The organism is Flavobacterium flevense, assembly GCF_900142775.1.
Taxonomy (GTDB): domain Bacteria; phylum Bacteroidota; class Bacteroidia; order Flavobacteriales; family Flavobacteriaceae; genus Flavobacterium; species Flavobacterium flevense.
In genome coordinates this window covers 127,758-146,004 of sequence record NZ_FRCC01000006.1, presented here as the reverse complement: position 1 = coordinate 146,004, position 18,247 = coordinate 127,758, and the positions used below count along the sequence as shown (strand labels likewise).

At 35.1% G+C, this 18,247-nt stretch carries 17 protein-coding genes and 3 tRNA genes; 14 read left to right on the top strand and 6 right to left on the bottom strand.

Annotated features, from left to right (window positions below):
• Positions 1-165 precede the first annotated feature (165 nt).
• Together BUB89_RS11610 and BUB89_RS11605 are read left to right on the top strand one after the other, a co-directional pair.
• Positions 166-990, top strand: a complete 825-nt coding sequence (locus tag BUB89_RS11610) for a UDP-2,3-diacylglucosamine diphosphatase (protein ID WP_073245394.1) — start codon at positions 166-168, stop codon at positions 988-990.
• Positions 991-1,106: 116 nt separating this feature from the next.
• Entirely contained in the window at positions 1,107-1,598 is a 492-nt protein-coding gene (locus BUB89_RS11605) for a hypothetical protein (RefSeq protein ID WP_073245242.1), read from the top strand.
• A gap of 69 nt (positions 1,599-1,667) precedes the next feature.
• On the opposite strand, the gene BUB89_RS11600 is transcribed toward BUB89_RS11605, so the two are convergent.
• Positions 1,668-1,904: a hypothetical protein gene (locus BUB89_RS11600; RefSeq protein WP_073245240.1), complete on the bottom strand. Its 237-nt coding sequence runs from the start codon at positions 1,902-1,904 to the stop codon at positions 1,668-1,670.
• 128 nt (positions 1,905-2,032) lie between these two features.
• Positions 2,033-3,190 carry a THUMP domain-containing class I SAM-dependent RNA methyltransferase gene (locus BUB89_RS11595; RefSeq protein ID WP_073245392.1) on the bottom strand — a complete coding sequence of 386 codons (1,158 nt, stop codon included), beginning with the start codon at positions 3,188-3,190 and terminating at the stop codon, positions 2,033-2,035.
• A 137-nt stretch (positions 3,191-3,327) separates the two neighbouring features.
• Here BUB89_RS11595 and BUB89_RS11590 point away from each other — a divergent pair, with 137 nt between their 5' ends.
• The 9 genes from BUB89_RS11590 (at position 3,328) to BUB89_RS11550 (ending at position 10,750) form a co-directional block, all read left to right on the top strand.
• Positions 3,328-4,092: a class I SAM-dependent methyltransferase gene (locus tag BUB89_RS11590; RefSeq protein WP_073245238.1), complete on the top strand. Its 765-nt coding sequence runs from the start codon at positions 3,328-3,330 to the stop codon at positions 4,090-4,092.
• Positions 4,092-4,763 (top strand): ZIP family metal transporter, encoded by a 672-nt coding sequence (locus BUB89_RS11585; RefSeq protein ID WP_073245236.1) that lies wholly within the window; start codon positions 4,092-4,094, stop codon positions 4,761-4,763. The genes BUB89_RS11590 and BUB89_RS11585 overlap by 1 nt, the downstream gene beginning before the upstream one ends.
• A gap of 259 nt (positions 4,764-5,022) precedes the next feature.
• Positions 5,023-5,838, top strand: a complete 816-nt coding sequence (gene murQ, locus BUB89_RS11580; RefSeq protein WP_073245234.1) for an N-acetylmuramic acid 6-phosphate etherase — start codon at positions 5,023-5,025, stop codon at positions 5,836-5,838.
• Positions 5,839-5,923: 85 nt separating this feature from the next.
• Entirely contained in the window at positions 5,924-6,145 is a 222-nt protein-coding gene (locus BUB89_RS11575) for a DUF6095 family protein (RefSeq protein WP_073245232.1), read from the top strand.
• Positions 6,145-6,717 carry a pentapeptide repeat-containing protein gene (locus BUB89_RS11570; protein WP_073245231.1) on the top strand — a complete coding sequence of 191 codons (573 nt, stop codon included), beginning with the start codon at positions 6,145-6,147 and terminating at the stop codon, positions 6,715-6,717. The genes BUB89_RS11575 and BUB89_RS11570 overlap by 1 nt, the downstream gene beginning before the upstream one ends.
• A 140-nt stretch (positions 6,718-6,857) precedes the next feature.
• Positions 6,858-7,235, top strand: a complete 378-nt coding sequence (locus tag BUB89_RS11565; protein ID WP_073245230.1) for a DNA topoisomerase IV — start codon at positions 6,858-6,860, stop codon at positions 7,233-7,235.
• Between the two features lie 38 nt (positions 7,236-7,273).
• Positions 7,274-8,044, top strand: a complete 771-nt coding sequence (locus BUB89_RS11560) for a TerC family protein (RefSeq protein ID WP_073245229.1) — start codon at positions 7,274-7,276, stop codon at positions 8,042-8,044.
• Positions 8,045-8,156: 112 nt separating this feature from the next.
• On the top strand, positions 8,157-10,097 hold the full coding sequence (locus BUB89_RS11555; RefSeq protein WP_073245228.1) for a DUF294 nucleotidyltransferase-like domain-containing protein: 1,941 nt from the start codon (positions 8,157-8,159) through the stop codon (positions 10,095-10,097).
• A complete protein-coding gene (locus BUB89_RS11550; RefSeq protein WP_073245227.1) occupies positions 10,097-10,750 on the top strand; it encodes a 3'-5' exonuclease in 654 nt (217 codons plus the stop codon). The genes BUB89_RS11555 and BUB89_RS11550 overlap by 1 nt, the downstream gene beginning before the upstream one ends.
• Before the next feature lie 51 nt (positions 10,751-10,801).
• Here the strand turns inward: BUB89_RS11550 and BUB89_RS11545 are convergent.
• From BUB89_RS11545 to BUB89_RS11535, 3 genes are all read right to left on the bottom strand, one after another.
• Positions 10,802-10,875 (bottom strand) — tRNA-Arg (locus BUB89_RS11545).
• A gap of 109 nt (positions 10,876-10,984) precedes the next feature.
• Positions 10,985-11,059 (bottom strand) — tRNA-Pro (locus BUB89_RS11540).
• 176 nt (positions 11,060-11,235) lie between these two features.
• A tRNA-Ser gene (locus BUB89_RS11535) sits at positions 11,236-11,319 on the bottom strand.
• Between the two features lie 244 nt (positions 11,320-11,563).
• Here BUB89_RS11535 and BUB89_RS11530 point away from each other — a divergent pair.
• Together BUB89_RS11530 and BUB89_RS11525 are read left to right on the top strand one after the other, a co-directional pair.
• On the top strand, positions 11,564-12,742 hold the full coding sequence (locus BUB89_RS11530; RefSeq protein WP_073245225.1) for an acetyl-CoA C-acyltransferase: 1,179 nt from the start codon (positions 11,564-11,566) through the stop codon (positions 12,740-12,742).
• A 13-nt stretch (positions 12,743-12,755) separates the two neighbouring features.
• The gene (locus BUB89_RS11525; RefSeq protein WP_073245390.1) at positions 12,756-13,517 is read left to right on the top strand and encodes a C40 family peptidase; all 762 of its coding nucleotides are present in this window, start codon (positions 12,756-12,758) and stop codon (positions 13,515-13,517) included.
• A gap of 3 nt (positions 13,518-13,520) precedes the next feature.
• On the opposite strand, the gene BUB89_RS11520 is transcribed toward BUB89_RS11525, so the two are convergent.
• Complete coding sequence (locus BUB89_RS11520; RefSeq protein ID WP_073245223.1) at positions 13,521-14,180, bottom strand: M15 family metallopeptidase; 660 nt, start codon at positions 14,178-14,180, stop codon at positions 13,521-13,523.
• Positions 14,181-14,447: 267 nt separating this feature from the next.
• On the opposite strand from BUB89_RS11520, the gene purL reads away from it, so the two are divergent.
• A complete protein-coding gene (gene purL / locus BUB89_RS11515; protein ID WP_073245222.1) occupies positions 14,448-18,143 on the top strand; it encodes a phosphoribosylformylglycinamidine synthase in 3,696 nt (1,231 codons plus the stop codon).
• Positions 18,144-18,247: the final 104 nt, after the last annotated feature.

Sequence of the window (18,247 nt, the reverse complement as noted above, 5' to 3'; positions counted from 1 at the left end):
AGTACCATTTTAGTTTTAGCTTTAAAAATTAATGATTTAAAGATTTCATTCTTCGATAAAAAATCACCATTTAATTTACATACAACACACTATTTATTAACCTTAACTTTAACATTAATCCGTATTTACAAGCTTAATTTGCAAAACAATAAATTTGTAAATCCATTGAAAAAAAGAAAAGTTGAAGTAGTTGTAATTTCTGATGTTCATTTAGGAACTTACGGAAGCCACGCTAAGGAGTTGTACAACTATCTATTGTCAATAAAACCAAATATTTTAGTATTAAATGGCGATATCATTGATATTTGGCAATTTAGAAAATCTTATTTTCCTAAATCTCATCTAAAAGTAATCCAAAAAATTATCAGCTTTGCTTCTAAGGGAACTAAAGTGTATTACATTACCGGGAATCACGATGAGATGCTTCGAAAATTTACCGAAATGAACATGGGGAATTTTATTCTGGCCGATAAATTAGTCTTAGAATTAGACGATAAAAAAGCCTGGATATTTCACGGTGATGTATTTGATGCTTCCGTAAACCATGCCAAATGGATTGCAAAATTAGGCGGCTTAGGTTATGACTATTTAATTTTAATCAATCGTTTCTTTAATTGGTTTTTAAAAAAAATGGGGAGAGAACCTTATTCTTTTTCGAAAAAAATAAAAGCCAGTGTAAAAAAAGCCGTCAAACATATTTCGGATTTTGAAGAAACAGCTACTGAAATTGCTATTGAAAACAAATACGATTATGTATTGTGCGGACATATTCACGAACCTAAAATTTTGAAAAAATCAAACAAAAACGGTTCTACCATGTACTTGAATTCGGGAGATTGGGTTGAAAATTTAACTGCATTAGAATATAACCGAAAAAAATGGAAATTATTCCGTTATCAGGAATCCAACTACAATTTAATTGAAAACCCTGTCGAAAAAGAACAACTCACTGGAGAACAACTAATTGCTTCCATCATTCTGTCCAAATAGGTTTTTTCTTGTTGAATTTATACTAACAAAAAGTGGAAATTATATAACAAGATATAATTATATGATAAACATCTCGTTAATATTAGTTGTAGATTTGCAATAACAAAACTTTATTTATGAAAAAAATCATTTTATCTGCTTTTATGCTAATGGGATTAGCATTCAGCACGCAAGCACAAGAAATTTCGAAAAATGCTTTAGGTCTACGTTTAGGCGACAATGACGGTTTTGGAGGAGAGATCTCTTACCAAAGAGGATTGTCTGACAACAACAGACTTGAGTTAGATTTAGGCTGGAGAAACAACAACAATGTTGATGCCTTCAAACTAACTGGTCTTTACCAATGGGTTTGGAATATTGACGGAGGTTTTAACTGGTACGCTGGTGTTGGTGGTGGTGTTGGAAGCTGGAGTATTGACAACAACAACTTTGATGACAGCGGAACTTTTGCTTTCGTAGCAGGAGACCTTGGTATTGAGTACGGTTTTGACGAAGTGCCAATTTTACTTTCTCTTGACATCAGACCTGAATTGTATTTCAATTCTGATGATTTTAGAAATGACAACTTTGGTCCGGATATCGCTTTAGGTATCAGATACCAATTCTAAATCTAAAAAAAGATTATATTAAAAAATGCCACTGTTTCCAGTGGCATTTTCTATTTTAGGTACATGGTGCTATCCTATTTCTTTTATGTTTTTAGAAAAAACCCATTTCATAAATAATTTCTCTCCGTCATTCGTTTTTACCGCCTGAAACTTGGGAGACAGAAAAGTTCCAATCACAAACGCGATAAACGGAACCCAAAATCCAGTTAAATCAGTATATTTTTCTACTAAAAAACGGGCTAAAATAAATAAACAGGCAAAACATCCTAATTGGTATAAAAAAGCTCTTACTTGTAATTTTGTCATTTTCTTTTTTTTAGTCACTAAGATTCTGAGATTGTAAGTTACTGAGATTTAATCTTAGCTACTTAATTTTTCAAAACCTTAATTAATTATTATTTTTGATCATACATTTTTCTTAGTATCTCAGTCCTTTAGACTTGAAACTTAGTACGTTTACTTCCTTCGTACATTTCGTATTTTACTAAACGTGCTTCGAGTCCGGCATTGAATAATTTTATTTTTCGGGAAGGTCTTAAGCCTACAAACTTTAAAGCTTCCAGATTTCCTGTAATAAACCAGGCATTTGTTCCCGGATAACTCTGCTTTAAAGTGTCACCTATATTTTTATAAAATTCTTCCATGTGAATATCCAGACGCTCATCATAAGGCGGATTAAAAACAATATGTAATTTCCCTTCCGACGTTTTTTCGCTGTCAAAGAAATTTTCTTCAGTTATCGTTATATATTCTTCTAAGTTAGCATTTCTGATATTGTCTTTCGCCTTACTTACAGCACTTGGCGCCTTATCATATCCTTTTATGGTATGGTGAAACTCACGTACTTTCCCTAATAAACTATCGGTAATTTTGTCAAACAAATCATTATCCCAGTCTTTCCATTTTTCGAAAGCAAATTCTTTACGGTTAATATTTGCCGGAATATTACAGGCAATCATCGCTGCTTCGGCTAGAAAAGTTCCTGAACCACACATTGGGTCTAAGAAATCTGTTTGTCCATCCCAACCGGAAAGCAATAAAACTCCCGCAGCCAGAACTTCGTTTATAGGTGCAATGTTAGTAGCGGTTCTGTAACCACGTTGGTTCAGCGCATTTCCTGATGTGTCTAATGCTACTGAAACCTGATCTTTATCAATATGAATGTTAATTCGCAAATCAGGATGTACTTTATCAATACTGGGACGTTGCCCTGTTCGTTCTCTAAATTGATCTACAATAGCATCTTTACATTTTTGAGAAACAAATTCCGTGTGATTAAAATATGTAGAATGCACCGTAGCATCAATTACAAAAGTTTGGTTAGCATTAATAAATTTTGACCAGTTAACTCCTGAAACACCTTTATATAACGCCTGATCGTTATTAGCTCTGAAAGAATAAATAGGTTTTAAAATTTTTAAAGCCGTACGCAAAGACAAATTAGCCTTGTACATAAATCCTTTATCTCCTTTAAAACTAACCATTCTTACGCCCTGCTCTACTTCCTGAGCTCCTAAATTTTTCAATTCAGTTGCTAATATTTCTTCAAAACCAAAAAAGGTTTTGGCAATCATCTTAAAATTTTCTTCCATTTCTCTTTTTAAATTCCCATAGTTAAATTGCTTCGCCCATTGGCTACAGCCCGAGTACAAATTCCAAACAACCTGAAATAGTATATTTCGACAAAAATACACTAAATTTGCGGGATAGAAATAATTGAAAAGAATAAATGTCTGCAATACAAAAAACAACTATTACAAATGAGGGGCAACAGGATGAAACATGGTTCAGCTCCTGGTTTGATACTCCATATTACCACATCCTTTACAAAGAACGAAATGAAAGCGAGGCACAGCTTTTTATGGATAATTTAACCCATTATTTAAATCTTCCTGAAAATGCTAAAGTTCTCGATTTAGCCTGTGGCAAAGGGCGTCACGCTATTTACTTAAACCAGTTAGGATTTGATGTTATTGGGGCTGATTTATCCGAAAACAGTATTGCAGAAGCCAGCAAAAACGCTAATGAAACTCTGCATTTTAAAGTGCACGATATGCGCGAACCTTTTGAAGAAAAGTATGATGCTATTTTTAATTTGTTTACCAGTTTTGGCTATTTTGAAAACGATGATGACAATCTGACTACGTTAAAAGCAATCAAAAACAGCCTGTCAGAATATGGTTTTGCTGTTATTGATTTCATGAATGTAAATCAGGTTATCAGTACGCTGGTTCCGGAAGAAGTGAAAACTGTTGATGGCATTGATTTTCATATCAAGCGCTATGTAAAAGACGGTCATATTTTTAAAGAAATTGATTTTGATGACCGCGGTCATAAGTATCATTTTACCGAAAAAGTAAAAGCACTGACTTTACAGGATTTTGAATCCATGATGGAAGAAGCTGGAATTTATCTTTTAGACATCTTTGGTGACTACAAACTAAAAAAATTCCACAAAACAGAAAGCGAACGACTTATCCTTATTTTTAAATAATGAACTACCTTTTACCTTTACTATCGGTACTCCTTGGGTATTTAATTGCATTGGTTTTAAAACCAAAAAACAAAACTAATCTAAAGTTATTATTGGCTTTTAGTGGTTCGTTTTTACTTTCATTAACCGTAATGCATCTTTTGCCCGATGTTTATGAAAGTCACAATGATAATATTGGAATTTGCATCATGTTGGGGATTTTATTCCAAATTATATTGGAATTTTTCTCTAAAGGTGCTGAGCACGGACACGTACACGGACACCCAAACATGTCTCATATTCCGTGGTTGTTGTTCATCAGTCTTTGTATTCACGCTTTTCTGGAAGGTTTCCCAGTAGGTCATCATCATGACAATTTAGCTATTGGTATTGCTATTCACCATCTTCCTATTGCTATTATTTTAACGACATTTTTCATCAATTCGCACCTGAACAAACAGGCCATTTTTGCTTTCATGCTTACGTTTGCATTGATGACTCCGCTGGGAACTTTTGCTTCTGATTATCTGACTGGCTTAAACGAATATCATAACGAAATTACCGCTGTAGTTATTGGGATATTATTCCATATTTCTTCAACTATTATTTTCGAAAGTAGCGAAGGACACAAATTTAATATTGCTAAAGTTTCGATGATTATTTTAGGAATTGTGTTGGCTTATTTTTTGTGATTTTTAAGACCACTTTTAATTGCCTCCAACTTCAGTTGGAGGAAAATCAAAATAGTATGCAATGGCTTTAGCCAAAGTATTATAATTTTGGCTAAAGCCAATTAGAATTCATTTATTTATCTCCAGCTGAAGCTGGAGGCAATTCAAAATTTAGGCAATTCAAAATCATCTATAAACATGTAAATTCTACATAATTAATTACCTAATTTTGTAAAATAATTTAAGCCTTAGTGCCTTTGTAGTAAAACACCAATAAAAAATGACCTTCATAAAAACCACCGAACAATCCTCAAAATACGAACATTTAGAAAAAATGTCAGTTGCTGATTTACTTTCGAATATTAACAACGAAGACAAAACCGTTCCACTTGCTGTTGAAAAAGCTTTACCACAAATCGAAACTTTGGTTGCACAAATTGTAACTAAAATGAAACAAGGCGGACGTTTATTTTACATAGGTGCAGGGACTTCGGGACGTTTGGGCGTTGTGGATGCTTCTGAGTGTCCGCCTACATTTGGTGTTCCATTTGATTTGGTTGTTGGAATTATTGCCGGTGGAGATAAAGCCATTCGCAAAGCCGTAGAAAACGCCGAAGACAATGCCACTCAGGCCTGGATTGATTTGCAGGAATTCAATATCAACGAGAATGATGTTGTCATAGGAATTGCGGCTTCGGGGACTACTCCTTATGTTATTGGCGGTTTAGAAACCTGCAACAAAAACAATATTATTACAGGAAGTATTTCCTGTAACGCCGGAAGTCCACTTTCGCAAACAGCGCAATTTCCTATTGATGTGGTTGTAGGACCGGAATTTGTTACCGGAAGTTCGAGAATGAAAGCCGGAACAGCCCAAAAACTGGTTTTGAATATGATTTCGACTGCTACGATGATTCAACTAGGAAAAGTAAAAGGCAACAAAATGGTTGATATGCAATTAAGCAACAATAAATTAGTTGATCGTGGAACCAAAATGATTATGGGCGAAATTCCTGTAAGTTATGAAGAAGCTGCTCAATTATTGAAAGAACACGGAAGCGTACGTAAAGCAGTTGATTTTTTTAATACTAAGTGATGAGTTATACGTAATGGTTCACACGCACTTCTAACTTCTAACTTCCCACTTCTAACTTCTAACTCCTAACTCCTAACTTTCAAATATGTCAACAAACAAAGAATTATTATCCAAAGGAGTTCGATATTTAACAGGTGCTTTGCCCTTACTTTTTATTGGTCCATCATTGATTTACAATGCTTTTATGAATCAGCAAAATGTATGGCATTATCTGGTTTTAGGAATTGGAATCATTGCTTGTTTAGCATCAATGTACTTGATTTTTTTAGGATTGAAAACAATGATGAAAGCCTTATTTAACGATTAATGGAAGATTTAATTCATATTCAGAAAACATTTGATAAAGTCGTTTTTATCGATAAAAAAGTAAGCAATCGCGAATTTGAAGACTGTGTTTTTAAAAACTGTGATTTCTCAAATAGTGATTTTTCAAATAATACTTTTATGGATTGCGAGTTCATCAATTGCAATCTTTCGATGACGGCTCTGGGCGGAACTAGCTTAAAAACGGTTCATTTTTCGAATTGTAAACTTTTGGGAATTCATTTTAATACTTGTGCCGATTTTATGTTTGCCGTGAGTTTTAATGATTGCATTTTAGATTATGCTTCTTTTTCGAATAAAAAAATGCCAAAAACCAAGTTCAATTCCTGCTCGATGAAAGAAGTAACTTTTATTGGAACGAATCTTTCCAATTCTGTTTTTGATAATTGCAATTTAGATAATGCTGTCTTTAATGATACAGAACTCAAAGAAGTCAACTTTCTGACTGCTTACAACTATAAAATTGATCCTGAATTTAACCCGATGCGAAAAGCTAAATTTTCCATGCAGGGAATTCCGGGACTTCTGGATAAATACGACATTAAAATTCAATAAAAATGAACCTTTTTAAATAATAAATCATAAGATTAAAATAAACACTATTCACTAGCCCTGATAGTAGTGGAAATCCTTTTTATCCTTTCTTTAAGGATAAAAAGATTGAAACGAATAGCAGGATTAAGCTCCAAAAAAATATGAAAAAAATTATTCTACTGCCACTACTCCTTATTTTTGCTTCCTGCTATAATGCCGAACACAATTGTAAAGACTTTAAAACGGGAAAATTCAAATTTGAACACGAGGTTAACGGAGTTAAAAAAGTAACTCTTTTTGAACGCAACGACAGCATCGAAATTGAAACTTTTGAGGGAAAGACTGATACAGCTTCTGTACGTTGGGTAAATGATTGTGAATATATTTTAAAAAAACTACATCCAAAAAACATGGCTGAAGAAAAAGCAATAGGCATGAAAATTTTGACAACTTCTAAAAATTCCTATACCTTTGAATTTGGTATTATTGGTTCCGACCAAAAACAAAGAGGAACTGTCACTAAAATTGGAGAACTGTAAATTCTAATTATTTTTTAATCACAATACAATACATTATTATGGAAGTATTTTTAAATGCCGATGCCTGGATAGCGTTATTAACTTTAACCTTTCTAGAAATTGTGCTGGGAATTGATAATATTATTTTTATATCGATAGCTACCGGAAAACTACCGGAAGAAAGCCGTAAAAAAGCAACTAAAATCGGAATGTTTCTGGCGATGTTCATGAGAATTGTATTGCTTATGGGAATTTCTTACCTCATCGCTATGAAAGAACCCTGGTTTTCTATTGATTTAAGCTGGATAAATGCTCAAATTTCCGGACAAAGTATCATTTTACTATTAGGAGGATTGTTCCTGATTTATAAAAGTACTAACGAGATTAGAGAAAAAGTCGATCATAAAGGAGAAGAAGAAAAAGAAATTGGGAAAACTGCCGCAAAGTCCTTCAGCAGTGTTATTATACAAATCATTCTGATTGACTTAGTCTTCTCATTTGACAGTATTTTAACAGCCGTAGGAATGACTAATGGTGTTACTGGCGCATTGTATATCATGATTACTGCAGTGATAATCTCTATTTTAATTATGATGCAATTTGCTGTTCCGGTAGGGACTTTTGTAAATAAACATCCTTCCATTCAAATTTTAGGTTTATCCTTTTTAATATTAATTGGCTTAATGCTGATTACTGAAAGTGCTCATTTATCAAATGCCTTGATTTTTGGCAGTCATGTGACTCCAATCCCAAAAGGCTATTTATATTTTGCCATTTCATTCTCACTAATGGTAGAAGTTTTAAATATGAAAGTATCTAAAAAGAAATAAATTTTTGTGATAATATACAAAAGAAGCTCCTCAACAGGGGCTTTTTTTTCGTTATAATACATAAAAGTAATAAATTAGCATACGAAATAAACCAGCCTCAAAAACTTTATTAATGAAAAATACCATTTCGCAACGCGTAGCCGATTTTTTAAAAAACTTCCCTCCTTTTAGTTTCTTAGACTCTTATGACATTCAAATATTATCCGAACAGGTTTCGATAATTTATAAAGACAAGGGAGTTGTTATTTTTACCGAGAACGAAGAAACACATGATTCCTTTTATGTTGTTCATAAAGGAGCCATAGAATTACGTAAAAAAGCACAAAATGACATTCTGGACATGTGTGATGAAGGCGATATTTTTGGTTTAAGACCCTTAATTGCGCATGAAAATTACAAAATGGAAGCCATCACTCATGAAGAAACTATTTTGTATGCTATTCCTATAGCTGTTTTTAAACCTTATGCCATAAAAAATGCCGATGTAGGTAGTTTTATAATAGATAGTTTTGCTTCTAACACCCACAATCCTTTTTCAAAAAGTCATAGCGGAAAATTATATGGAGACCATATTGATTTTGAAAACACAAATGGAGATGATATTATTGATTATGATAATAAAATACTGGATTTACAACCCATAAAATATTCCAAAAAAATAATTACCTGCTCCCGCGCCACTACAGCCAAAGAAATTGCTGCCACTATGACCAAAAAAAATATTGGTGCCATGCTGGTCGTAGAAGACATGCTGCCAATAGGGATTATTACTGATAAAGATTTAAGAAATAAAATAGTAACGGGAGAACATTCAATTAACACCACTGCTGATGTAATCATGAATTCGCCTGTAATCACCTATTCTAAAAAAATGACCATTACGCAGGCACAAATGGCAATGATGAAAAGCAACATCAGCCATTTATGTCTTACTAAAGACGGAACAGCAAATACTAAAGCCATAGGAATTCTTTCTAAACATGATGTAATGGTAGCGTTAGGAAACAATCCTGCAGTATTAATAAAAGCTTTAAAAAGAGTTAAAAAAGTCAAAGCTATAAAGCCTATCCGAGCCAAAATAATGCAATTGCTTCAGGGCTATTTAGACCAAAACATTCCTATTACATTAACTTCAAAAATAATTACAGAACTAAACGATGCCTGCATTAAAAGAGTAATCGAATTGTCACTGGCTAAAATGAAAACACCACCACCCGTGAGGTTTTCATGGCTTGCCTTAGGCAGCCAGGGTCGTAGTGAGCAATTATTACATACCGATCAGGATAATGCCTTAATTTATGAAGATGTTCCTGAAGAATTACAGGAAAAAACAAGTAACTATTTTCTTGAATTAGCTGCTGTTGTAAACAAAGGACTGTTTGAAATTGGGTACGAATATTGTCCTGCCGAAATGATGGCTTCTAATCCTCAATGGTGCCTGAGTTTAAACCAATGGAAGGAATTAGTCCACGACTGGATCAGCAAACCCGGAAAAGATGAAGTTTTACTTTCATTTATCTTTTTTGATTATAGCTTGTCTTATGGGGACAGAGAATTAGCCAATGAATTAGCCGATTATATTTTTGAAGATATTGCTGCCAACCCTATTTTTTATGTACACTTAGTTAGTGGCGCTTTGCAAAGTCCGTCACCAACAGGTTTTTTCAGACAATTCTTAGTCGAACAGGATGGTGCTCATAAAGATTTCTTTGATATTAAAAGACGCGCTTTGATGCCTTTGGCCGATGCTGCCCGGGTTTTAATTATATCGCATTCTGTAAAAGGAATCAGCAATACTCCTGAACGTTTTGAAAAACTTGCCGAACTGGAACCTCAAAATAAAGAGTTGTACTTATCTTGTGCTTATTCCTATAAAGCCTTACTTAAATTCCGTACAAAGCAAGGGCTTTTACATCATGATTCAGGACAATTTATTGAATTAGAAGCACTTTCCAAATTAGAAAAAGTAAAATTAAAAGGAACCTTTAAAACTATCAAAGAACTTCAAGAAGTGATTTCGATGCGTTTTAACCCGGGAAAAATTACAATATAATGGCTATTAAAGAAAAAATAATCGAGTCACTTCAAATCTTGGGAATTCTTAAAGAACCTATTGAAGATAATTTAAATCAACCCATAGAATCTGCCCGATTTGTAGTTCTGGATACGGAAACTACCGGTTTTGATTATGTTAATGATCGTATCCTTTGTATTGGAGCAATTGTTTTGCAAAACGGAATCATTAATTTACAAGATGCTTTTGAACATTATATGGATCAGGAGCATTTTGATAAATCCAGTGTACAAATTCACGGAATCATAAGAAGTGATGTTTTAGATCATAAAACAGAATTACAGGTACTGCAATTGTTTTTAGACTATTTAGGCGATTCGATTATCATTGCGCATCACACTAAGTTTGATATCACCATGATCAATAATGCACTGGAAAGAAACGGCTTGCCTAAACTCTCGAACAAAACCTTAGATACTGCTGTTTTATACAAAAAAACATTAATCAAGTCCAATTTACTGGTACGTAAAGATCATTACACATTAGATGACCTGGCAGATAAATTTGATATATCCAAAAAAGACCGGCATACTGCAATAGGAGATGCTTATATTACTGCTATCGCTTTTCTTAAAATCCTAAAAAAACTAAGAGAGAACAAAGTAACATTACTATACCAGCTTTTCAGATAAATTGAGGATCAGGCTTAAAACAAAAAAGCCACTCAAATGAGTGGCTTTTTGTGAACGCAGAAGGATTCGAACCTTCGACCGCCTGCTTAGAAGGCAGGTGCTCTATCCAGCTGAGCTATGCGTCCTTTAATCTTTTATCATATCTAAACCTTCTGACCGTCCCGATAATAATCGGGATGCTCTATCCAGCTGAGCTATGCGTCCATTTGTTTTTAAACTTATGGCAAAGTTTTGTCGGGGTGGCAGGATTCGAACCTGCGGCCTCCTGCTCCCAAAGCAGGCGCGATAACCGGGCTACGCTACACCCCGAGCTTTTTATAGATAGATTCGTTATCTGTGGTCTTCCCGATTTCAATCGGGACACAATAACCGGGCTACGCTACACCCCGAGCTTTTTATAGATAGATTCGTTATCTGTGGTCTTCCCGATTTCAATCGGGACACAATAACCGGGCTACGCTACACCCCGAAGACAAAGTATTAAGCGGAGAGACAGGGACTCGAACCCTGGCGACGGTTACCCGTCGACAGATTAGCAATCTGCTCCATTACCGCTCTGGCACCTCTCCAAGCTCAAAGAACGTGTCTTGTTTTGCGGTTGCAAATGTAACACATCATCCCATTTCTCACAACTATTTTGATGCTTTTTTTTATTATTTTTTTTACTATTTTTAAAAAACACTAAAAATCAAACACATAAGATTAAAAATTTGGAAAACATTTTTTCAAAAACAGAATCAACAACTGAAAATCTAAATTTTATACAAAAAAGAGTAAATTTGCTACAAGCATAAACCAATAAGAATTTCAGTCATGAATAAAAAAGTAGTAATTGTTTCTGCTGTAAGAACGCCTATCGGGAGTTTTATGGGAGGATTATCAAATGTTACTGCACCACAACTTGGTGCAATAGCCATAAAAGGAGCTTTAGATAAAATTAATTTAGACCCGGCTATGGTTGACGAAGTACTTATGGGAAATGTAATTCAGGCTGGTGTAGGACAGGCTCCTGCAAGGCAAGCTGCTATTTTCGCCGGATTAGGCAATTTAATTCCCTGTACTACTATTAATAAAGTTTGTGCTTCTGGAATGAAAGCGGTGATGATGGCTGCTCAGGCAATACAATCTGGCGATGCCGAAACGGTAATAGCGGGTGGTATGGAAAACATGAGCCTGATTCCGCATTATACGCATTTAAGAAATGGTACAAAATTTGGACCAACCACACTTATTGACGGTATGCAAAAAGACGGATTAATGGATGCTTATGACAATCAGGCAATGGGTGTGTATGCTGATCTTTGTGCTACAGAATATAAGATTAGCCGGGAAGAGCAGGACAATTACGCCATTGAATCTTACAACCGTTCTGCAAAAGCATGGGAAACCGGAAAATTTGACAATGAAATCGTTCCTGTTACCGTGCCACAAAAACGAGGTGAAGCCCTTGTTATTGCCAAAGATGAAGAATTCACGAATGTTAAACTAGATAAAATACCTTCATTAAATCCTGTTTTTACAAAAGACGGAACAGTAACCGCTGCTAATGCTTCCACCATAAATGATGGAGCTGCCGCTTTAATACTAATGAGTGAAGAAAAAGCAGCTCAGTTAAACCTGAAACCATTGGCGTATATTAAAAGTTATGCCGATGCTGCCCAAGAGCCAAAATGGTTTACTACAAGTCCTGCTAAAGCCCTGCCTAAAGCTCTGGACAAAGCAGGAATAACACTAAACGATGTCGATTTTTTTGAATTTAATGAAGCATTTTCTGTTGTTGGCTTAGCCAATACCAAAATCCTGGGTCTGGACAGTAAGAAAGTAAATGTAAATGGAGGTGCTGTATCTCTGGGACATCCGTTAGGCTGTTCAGGAGCGCGAATCATAGTGAGTTTGCTAAATATTTTAGAACAAAATAATGCTAAAATAGGAGCTGCAGCTATTTGTAACGGAGGTGGTGGAGCTTCGGCAATTGTTATTGAAAGAATCTAAAAAAACAGAATTAATGTTCGGAATTTGTAATTTAGCTATTATACCACTTCGGCTTGAAGCTAGTGACAGAAGTGAGATTGTTTCCCAGGTTTTATTTGGAGAACATTTTAAAATACTTGAAAAAGACAGACAATGGTCTCGCATTAAATTGCAATATGACGACTACGAAGGATGGGTTGATTCTAAGCAATATCAGGTTATTTCGGAATCTAATTACAACCAATTATCTAAAGAAACGCCCATATTAAATGCTGATTTGATAGAATACATCACCGGTTCTTCCAACACACTTATACCTATTCCGTTAGGTTCTTCACTTTCATTTTTACACAATAGCGAAATAAATACCGCTAATTATGAATTTGAAGGCACTAAAGTCAACGGAATTAAAAATAAAAAAAACATCATCAATACTTCTTATCTGTATTTAAATGCTCCTTACTTATGGGGAGGAAAAACCCCTTTTGGGATTGACTGTTCCGGTTTTACACAAATGGTCTATAAACTCAACGGTTACAAATTGTTAAGAGATGCATCACAGCAGGCAACACAGGGTGAAGCATTGAGTTTTATTGAAGAAAGTGAACCCGGAGATTTAGCTTTTTTTGACAATGAAGAAGGCAACATTATCCATGTGGGTATCATCATGGAGAACAACTACATCATTCACGCCAGTGGTAAAGTGAGAATTGACCGTATAGACCATTTAGGTATTTTTAATGCTGAAATCAACAAACACACCCACAAACTCAGGGTAATTAAAAAGATTATCTAAAACTTACTCACAATCCCACTTGGTATTAGCAACCTTATCTTTTAAAGCCGATTGCAAGTTGTAATGCCACCATTCTGAGTCTAAAGATTTAAAATTATGCTGAGTCATAATCTTTTTAAGAAAGCTTCGGTTGTTTTTTACTTTTTTAGACAAATTGGGGTAATTATGCCCTGCTTCCACACCAAAAAAATCAAACGGAGTTCCCATATCCAGCTCTTTTCCATTTTTATCTACCAGTGTAATATCTACAGCCCCTCCCCGATTATGAATGGATCCTTTGGCAGGATCTGCAACATATTCAGGATTAGGAACAATTTTCCACATACTCTTTTGAATAGCTAATGGTCGGTAACAATCAAACAGTTTTATGCGATATCCTTTTTTTAAAAACTCTTTATTAGCAGCAATTAATGCCTGAACTGTTTTTAATCGCAAATAACATTCGGCACAATCATATACTTTCGCTTTCAGGAAATTATCTTCGGTGGCATACTTCATATCATAAACAAAATCAGTACTGTACTCTTTTAAATTTACAAATGTGGTATCCTCAGCAATAGCAGTCTGTTGCTCTTTATATATTTCCGGGGAAGATTGTGATTTACAGGAATAAAAACTCATCATAAACAAGCCTGTAAAAATGAATCTAATTAAATACGTCATCGCTACTTTTTTTTATAAAAATAGAACAATAGAATGGTTTTATAAAACAAAATAATTTCATCCTTAGCTATTTTTTTTATTGCACACAGTTTGTTTTTATAATAATAAACTGAACTTAAACCAGCTAACCTAAATATTTTAAAAAAAAAGACTCCTGAAATCTATAATTTACACCCTGATTTCGGCTCCTTTAAAAAGTCTTTTTTACACTTGTTCATACTGTTTTTTTAAACTAAATTTGCACCGTAATTCATCAAATACAAAACAATGATTCATTTCTTTGAAAACCCAAGCAACGCAATTTATGCCGTACAAACAGAAGGCGAAATTTCGGCTCAAGATATTTCTAAACTGAACTGGCTTTTTGCCAACGCAAATAAAATAGAAAAATCCGTATTGACGGATTTTTTTGTTGGTCCCCGCGCTACTATGATTACGCCATGGAGCACAAATGCAGTTGAAATAACTCAGAACATGGGTGTTTCCGGAATCATTCGTATCGAAGAATTTTATAAAGTATCAGAAGATTTCACTGATTTTGACCCGATGCTTTCGCAAAAATATACCGAGTTGAATCAGGACATTTTTAGCATCCACATTCAGCCGGAAGCTATTTTAGAAATTGAAAATATCGATGCTTATAACAAACAGGAAGGTTTGGCTTTAAGCTCAGAAGAAGTGGAATATTTAGATAATCTGGCAAGCAAATTAGGCAGAAAACTAACAGATTCTGAAATTTTTGCTTTTTCACAAGCCAATTCAGAGCACTGCCGTCACAAGATTTTCAACGGAACTTTTGTAATTGATGGTATTGAGAAAGAAACGTCTCTTTTTAAATTAATCAAGAAAACATCACAGGAAAACCCTAACGATATTGTTTCTGCTTACAAAGACAATGTGGCTTTTGTAAAAGGACCAAGAGTACAACAATTTGCTCCTAAAACAGCTGACAAACCCGATTATTATGAAATAAAAGAATTTGATTCGGTTATTTCGTTAAAAGCAGAAACACATAATTTCCCAACAACCGTAGAGCCTTTCAACGGAGCTGCTACCGGTTCAGGAGGAGAAATTCGTGACCGTTTAGCAGGTGGACAAGGTTCATTGCCTATGGCGGGAACTGCGGTTTATATGACTTCCTATTCTCGTTTAGAAGCAGAACGTCCTTGGGAAAACGGTGTTGCTGAAAGAAAATGGTTGTATCAAACCCCAATGGATATTTTAATCAAAGCTTCTAATGGAGCTTCTGATTTTGGAAATAAATTTGGACAACCTTTAATTACGGGTTCTGTTTTGACTTTCGAACATGAGGAATCCACCCCTAACCCCTCCAAAGGAGGGGAATTACAAACTCGTAAAATAGGTTACGATAAAGTAATCATGCAAGCCGGTGGAATTGGTTACGGAAAATTAGATCAGGCTATCAAACATAAGCCACAAGAAGGCGATAAAATCGTTATTTTAGGTGGAGAAAATTACAGAATCGGAATGGGTGGTGCTGCGGTTTCTTCGGCAGATACAGGAGCTTTTGGTTCAGGAATCGAGTTAAACGCCATTCAGCGTTCGAATCCGGAAATGCAAAAACGTGCTGCTAACGCCATTCGTGGATTAGTAGAAAGCGATAACAACCCAATTGTTTCTATTCACGATCACGGTGCTGGTGGACACTTAAACTGTCTTTCGGAATTAGTGGAAGATACAGGAGGATTAATCGATTTGGATAAATTACCTGTGGGTGATCCTACCCTTTCGGCAAAAGAAATTATCGGTAATGAATCTCAGGAGAGAATGGGATTAGTTATTGGTCAAAAAGATATCGATACCTTACAAAGAATTGCCGACAGAGAGCGTTCACCAATGTATCAGGTGGGAGATGTAACTGCTGATCATCGTTTTACTTTCGAATCAAAAACTACCGGAGCAAAACCTATGGATTATGCTTTGGAAGATTTCTTTGGAAGTTCACCAAAAACAATAATGACTGACAAAACGGTTGATTACAATTATAAAGCATTAGAATACTCTAAAGATAAAATTGCAACTTATTTAGAGCAAGTATTGCAATTAGAAGCCGTGGCTTGTAAAGACTGGCTGACCAATAAAGTGGATCGTTGTGTGGGTGGAAAAGTAGCTAAGCAACAATGTGCCGGCCCTTTGCAATTGCCTTTAAATAACTGTGGTGTTGTGGCTTTAGATTATAATGGGAAAGAAGGAATTGCAACTTCTATAGGTCACGCTCCTATTTCTGCTTTGATTGATCCTGTTGCAGGTAGCCGTAATGCGATTGGGGAATCCTTATCTAATATTGTCTGGGCTCCAATTAAAGACGGGTTGAAAGGAATTTCCCTGTCGGCTAACTGGATGTGGGCTTGTAAAAACGAAGGAGAAGATGCCCGTTTATACGCTGCTGTGGAAGGTTGTTCTGATTTTGCTATCGAATTAGGTATCAATATTCCAACAGGAAAAGATTCCCTTTCGATGAAACAAAAATATCCAAATGACGAAGTAATTGCACCGGGAACGGTTATTATTTCGGCAGGTGGAAACTGTACTGATATTAGAAAAGTAGTAGAACCTGTTTTACAAAAAGATGGTGGTTCCATTTATTATATCAATTTATCTCAGGATGAGTACAAATTAGGAGGTTCTTCGTTTGCACAAATTCTGAATACCATTGGAAACGAAACGCCTACTATTAAAGATGCTGCTTTCTTTAAGAATGCGTTCAATACAATGCAGGAATTAATTTTGGATAACCAAATTGTAGCGGGACACGATATTGGAAGCGGTGGTTTAATCACTACTTTATTAGAAATGTGTTTTGCCGATGTGAATTTGGGTGCTAAAATTGACTTCTCTGTTTTTGAAGAAAAAGACATTATTAAATATCTTTTTGCAGAAAACATCGGAATTGTATTCCAGGCAAAAGAAGATGCGACATTAGAAAGCAAATTGAATGCTAACAGAGTTTCATTCTACAAATTAGGAACTGCAACTAACGAGGCTACATTGAATTTTGGTCCTTGCCAATTAGACATTGCTAAATACAGAGATATCTGGTTTAAAACTTCGTTTTTATTAGACCAAAAACAATCGAAAAACGGAACAGCACAAGAGCGTTATAACAATTATAAAAACCAACCGCTAAACTTTAATTTCCCTGCTCATTTTACAGGAAAAAAACCGGAAATAGACACTTCTAAACCAAGACCAAAAGCAGCAATTATTCGTGAAAAAGGAAGTAATTCAGAACGCGAAATGGCTAATGCGATGTATTTAGCAGGTTTTGATGTAAAAGATGTTCACATGACCGATTTGATTTCGGGACGTGAGACTCTGGAAGATATTCAGTTTATTGGAGCTGTTGGTGGATTCTCTAATTCAGATGTTTTAGGTTCCGCTAAAGGTTGGGCCGGAGCTTTCAAATACAATGAAAAAGCAAATACAGCTTTGAAAAACTTCTTTAAAAGAGAAGACACTTTATCTGTAGGTATTTGTAACGGCTGCCAGTTGTTCATGGAATTAGAACTAATTAATCCGGAACATGGCGTAGAGTTACACGGGAAAATGCTGCACAATACCAGTCAAAAACACGAAAGTATCTTTACTTCTGTAACAATAAAAGAGAATAACTCCATAATGTTATCCAGTTTAGCAGGAACAACTTTAGGAGTATGGGTTTCTCATGGTGAAGGTAAATTTAACCTGTCCATGACTGAAGACAGCTATAACATTGTAGGTAAATATGGTTACGAAGAGTATCCTGCAAATCCAAACGGTTCTCATTTTAACACCGCTATGTTGTGTGATAAAACAGGTCGTCACCTGGTTACGATGCCGCATATTGAACGTTCGGTTTTTCAATGGAACTGGGCTAATTATCCATCCCACAGAAACGATGAAGTTACTCCTTGGCAGGAAGCTTTTGTCAATGCCAGAAAATGGATTGAAAACAATAACTAATTTTTAGTTTCTTAAATAACAGAAAGCGTTCTTGAAAAAGGGCGCTTTTTTTTGTGAGATAATTTTTATTGTGTGATTTATAATTCTTACATTTAAAAATTCAA

Bases quoted from the DNA above. Each gene is read 5' to 3' on its own strand.
- BUB89_RS11605 (WP_073245242.1), top strand. From the start codon at position 1,107: ATGAAAAAAATCATTTTATCTGCTTTTATGCTAATGGGATTAGCATTC.
- BUB89_RS11600 (WP_073245240.1), bottom strand. From the start codon at position 1,904: ATGACAAAATTACAAGTAAGAGCTTTTTTATACCAATTAGGATGTTTT.
- BUB89_RS11595 (WP_073245392.1), bottom strand. From the start codon at position 3,190: ATGGAAGAAAATTTTAAGATGATTGCCAAAACCTTTTTTGGTTTTGAA.
- BUB89_RS11590 (WP_073245238.1), top strand. From the start codon at position 3,328: ATGTCTGCAATACAAAAAACAACTATTACAAATGAGGGGCAACAGGAT.
- BUB89_RS11585 (WP_073245236.1), top strand. From the start codon at position 4,092: ATGAACTACCTTTTACCTTTACTATCGGTACTCCTTGGGTATTTAATT.
- murQ (WP_073245234.1), top strand. From the start codon at position 5,023: ATGACCTTCATAAAAACCACCGAACAATCCTCAAAATACGAACATTTA.
- BUB89_RS11575 (WP_073245232.1), top strand. From the start codon at position 5,924: ATGTCAACAAACAAAGAATTATTATCCAAAGGAGTTCGATATTTAACA.
- BUB89_RS11570 (WP_073245231.1), top strand. From the start codon at position 6,145: ATGGAAGATTTAATTCATATTCAGAAAACATTTGATAAAGTCGTTTTT.
- BUB89_RS11565 (WP_073245230.1), top strand. From the start codon at position 6,858: ATGAAAAAAATTATTCTACTGCCACTACTCCTTATTTTTGCTTCCTGC.
- BUB89_RS11560 (WP_073245229.1), top strand. From the start codon at position 7,274: ATGGAAGTATTTTTAAATGCCGATGCCTGGATAGCGTTATTAACTTTA.
- BUB89_RS11555 (WP_073245228.1), top strand. From the start codon at position 8,157: ATGAAAAATACCATTTCGCAACGCGTAGCCGATTTTTTAAAAAACTTC.
- BUB89_RS11550 (WP_073245227.1), top strand. From the start codon at position 10,097: ATGGCTATTAAAGAAAAAATAATCGAGTCACTTCAAATCTTGGGAATT.
- BUB89_RS11530 (WP_073245225.1), top strand. From the start codon at position 11,564: ATGAATAAAAAAGTAGTAATTGTTTCTGCTGTAAGAACGCCTATCGGG.
- BUB89_RS11525 (WP_073245390.1), top strand. From the start codon at position 12,756: ATGTTCGGAATTTGTAATTTAGCTATTATACCACTTCGGCTTGAAGCT.
- BUB89_RS11520 (WP_073245223.1), bottom strand. From the start codon at position 14,180: ATGACGTATTTAATTAGATTCATTTTTACAGGCTTGTTTATGATGAGT.
- purL (WP_073245222.1), top strand. From the start codon at position 14,448: ATGATTCATTTCTTTGAAAACCCAAGCAACGCAATTTATGCCGTACAA.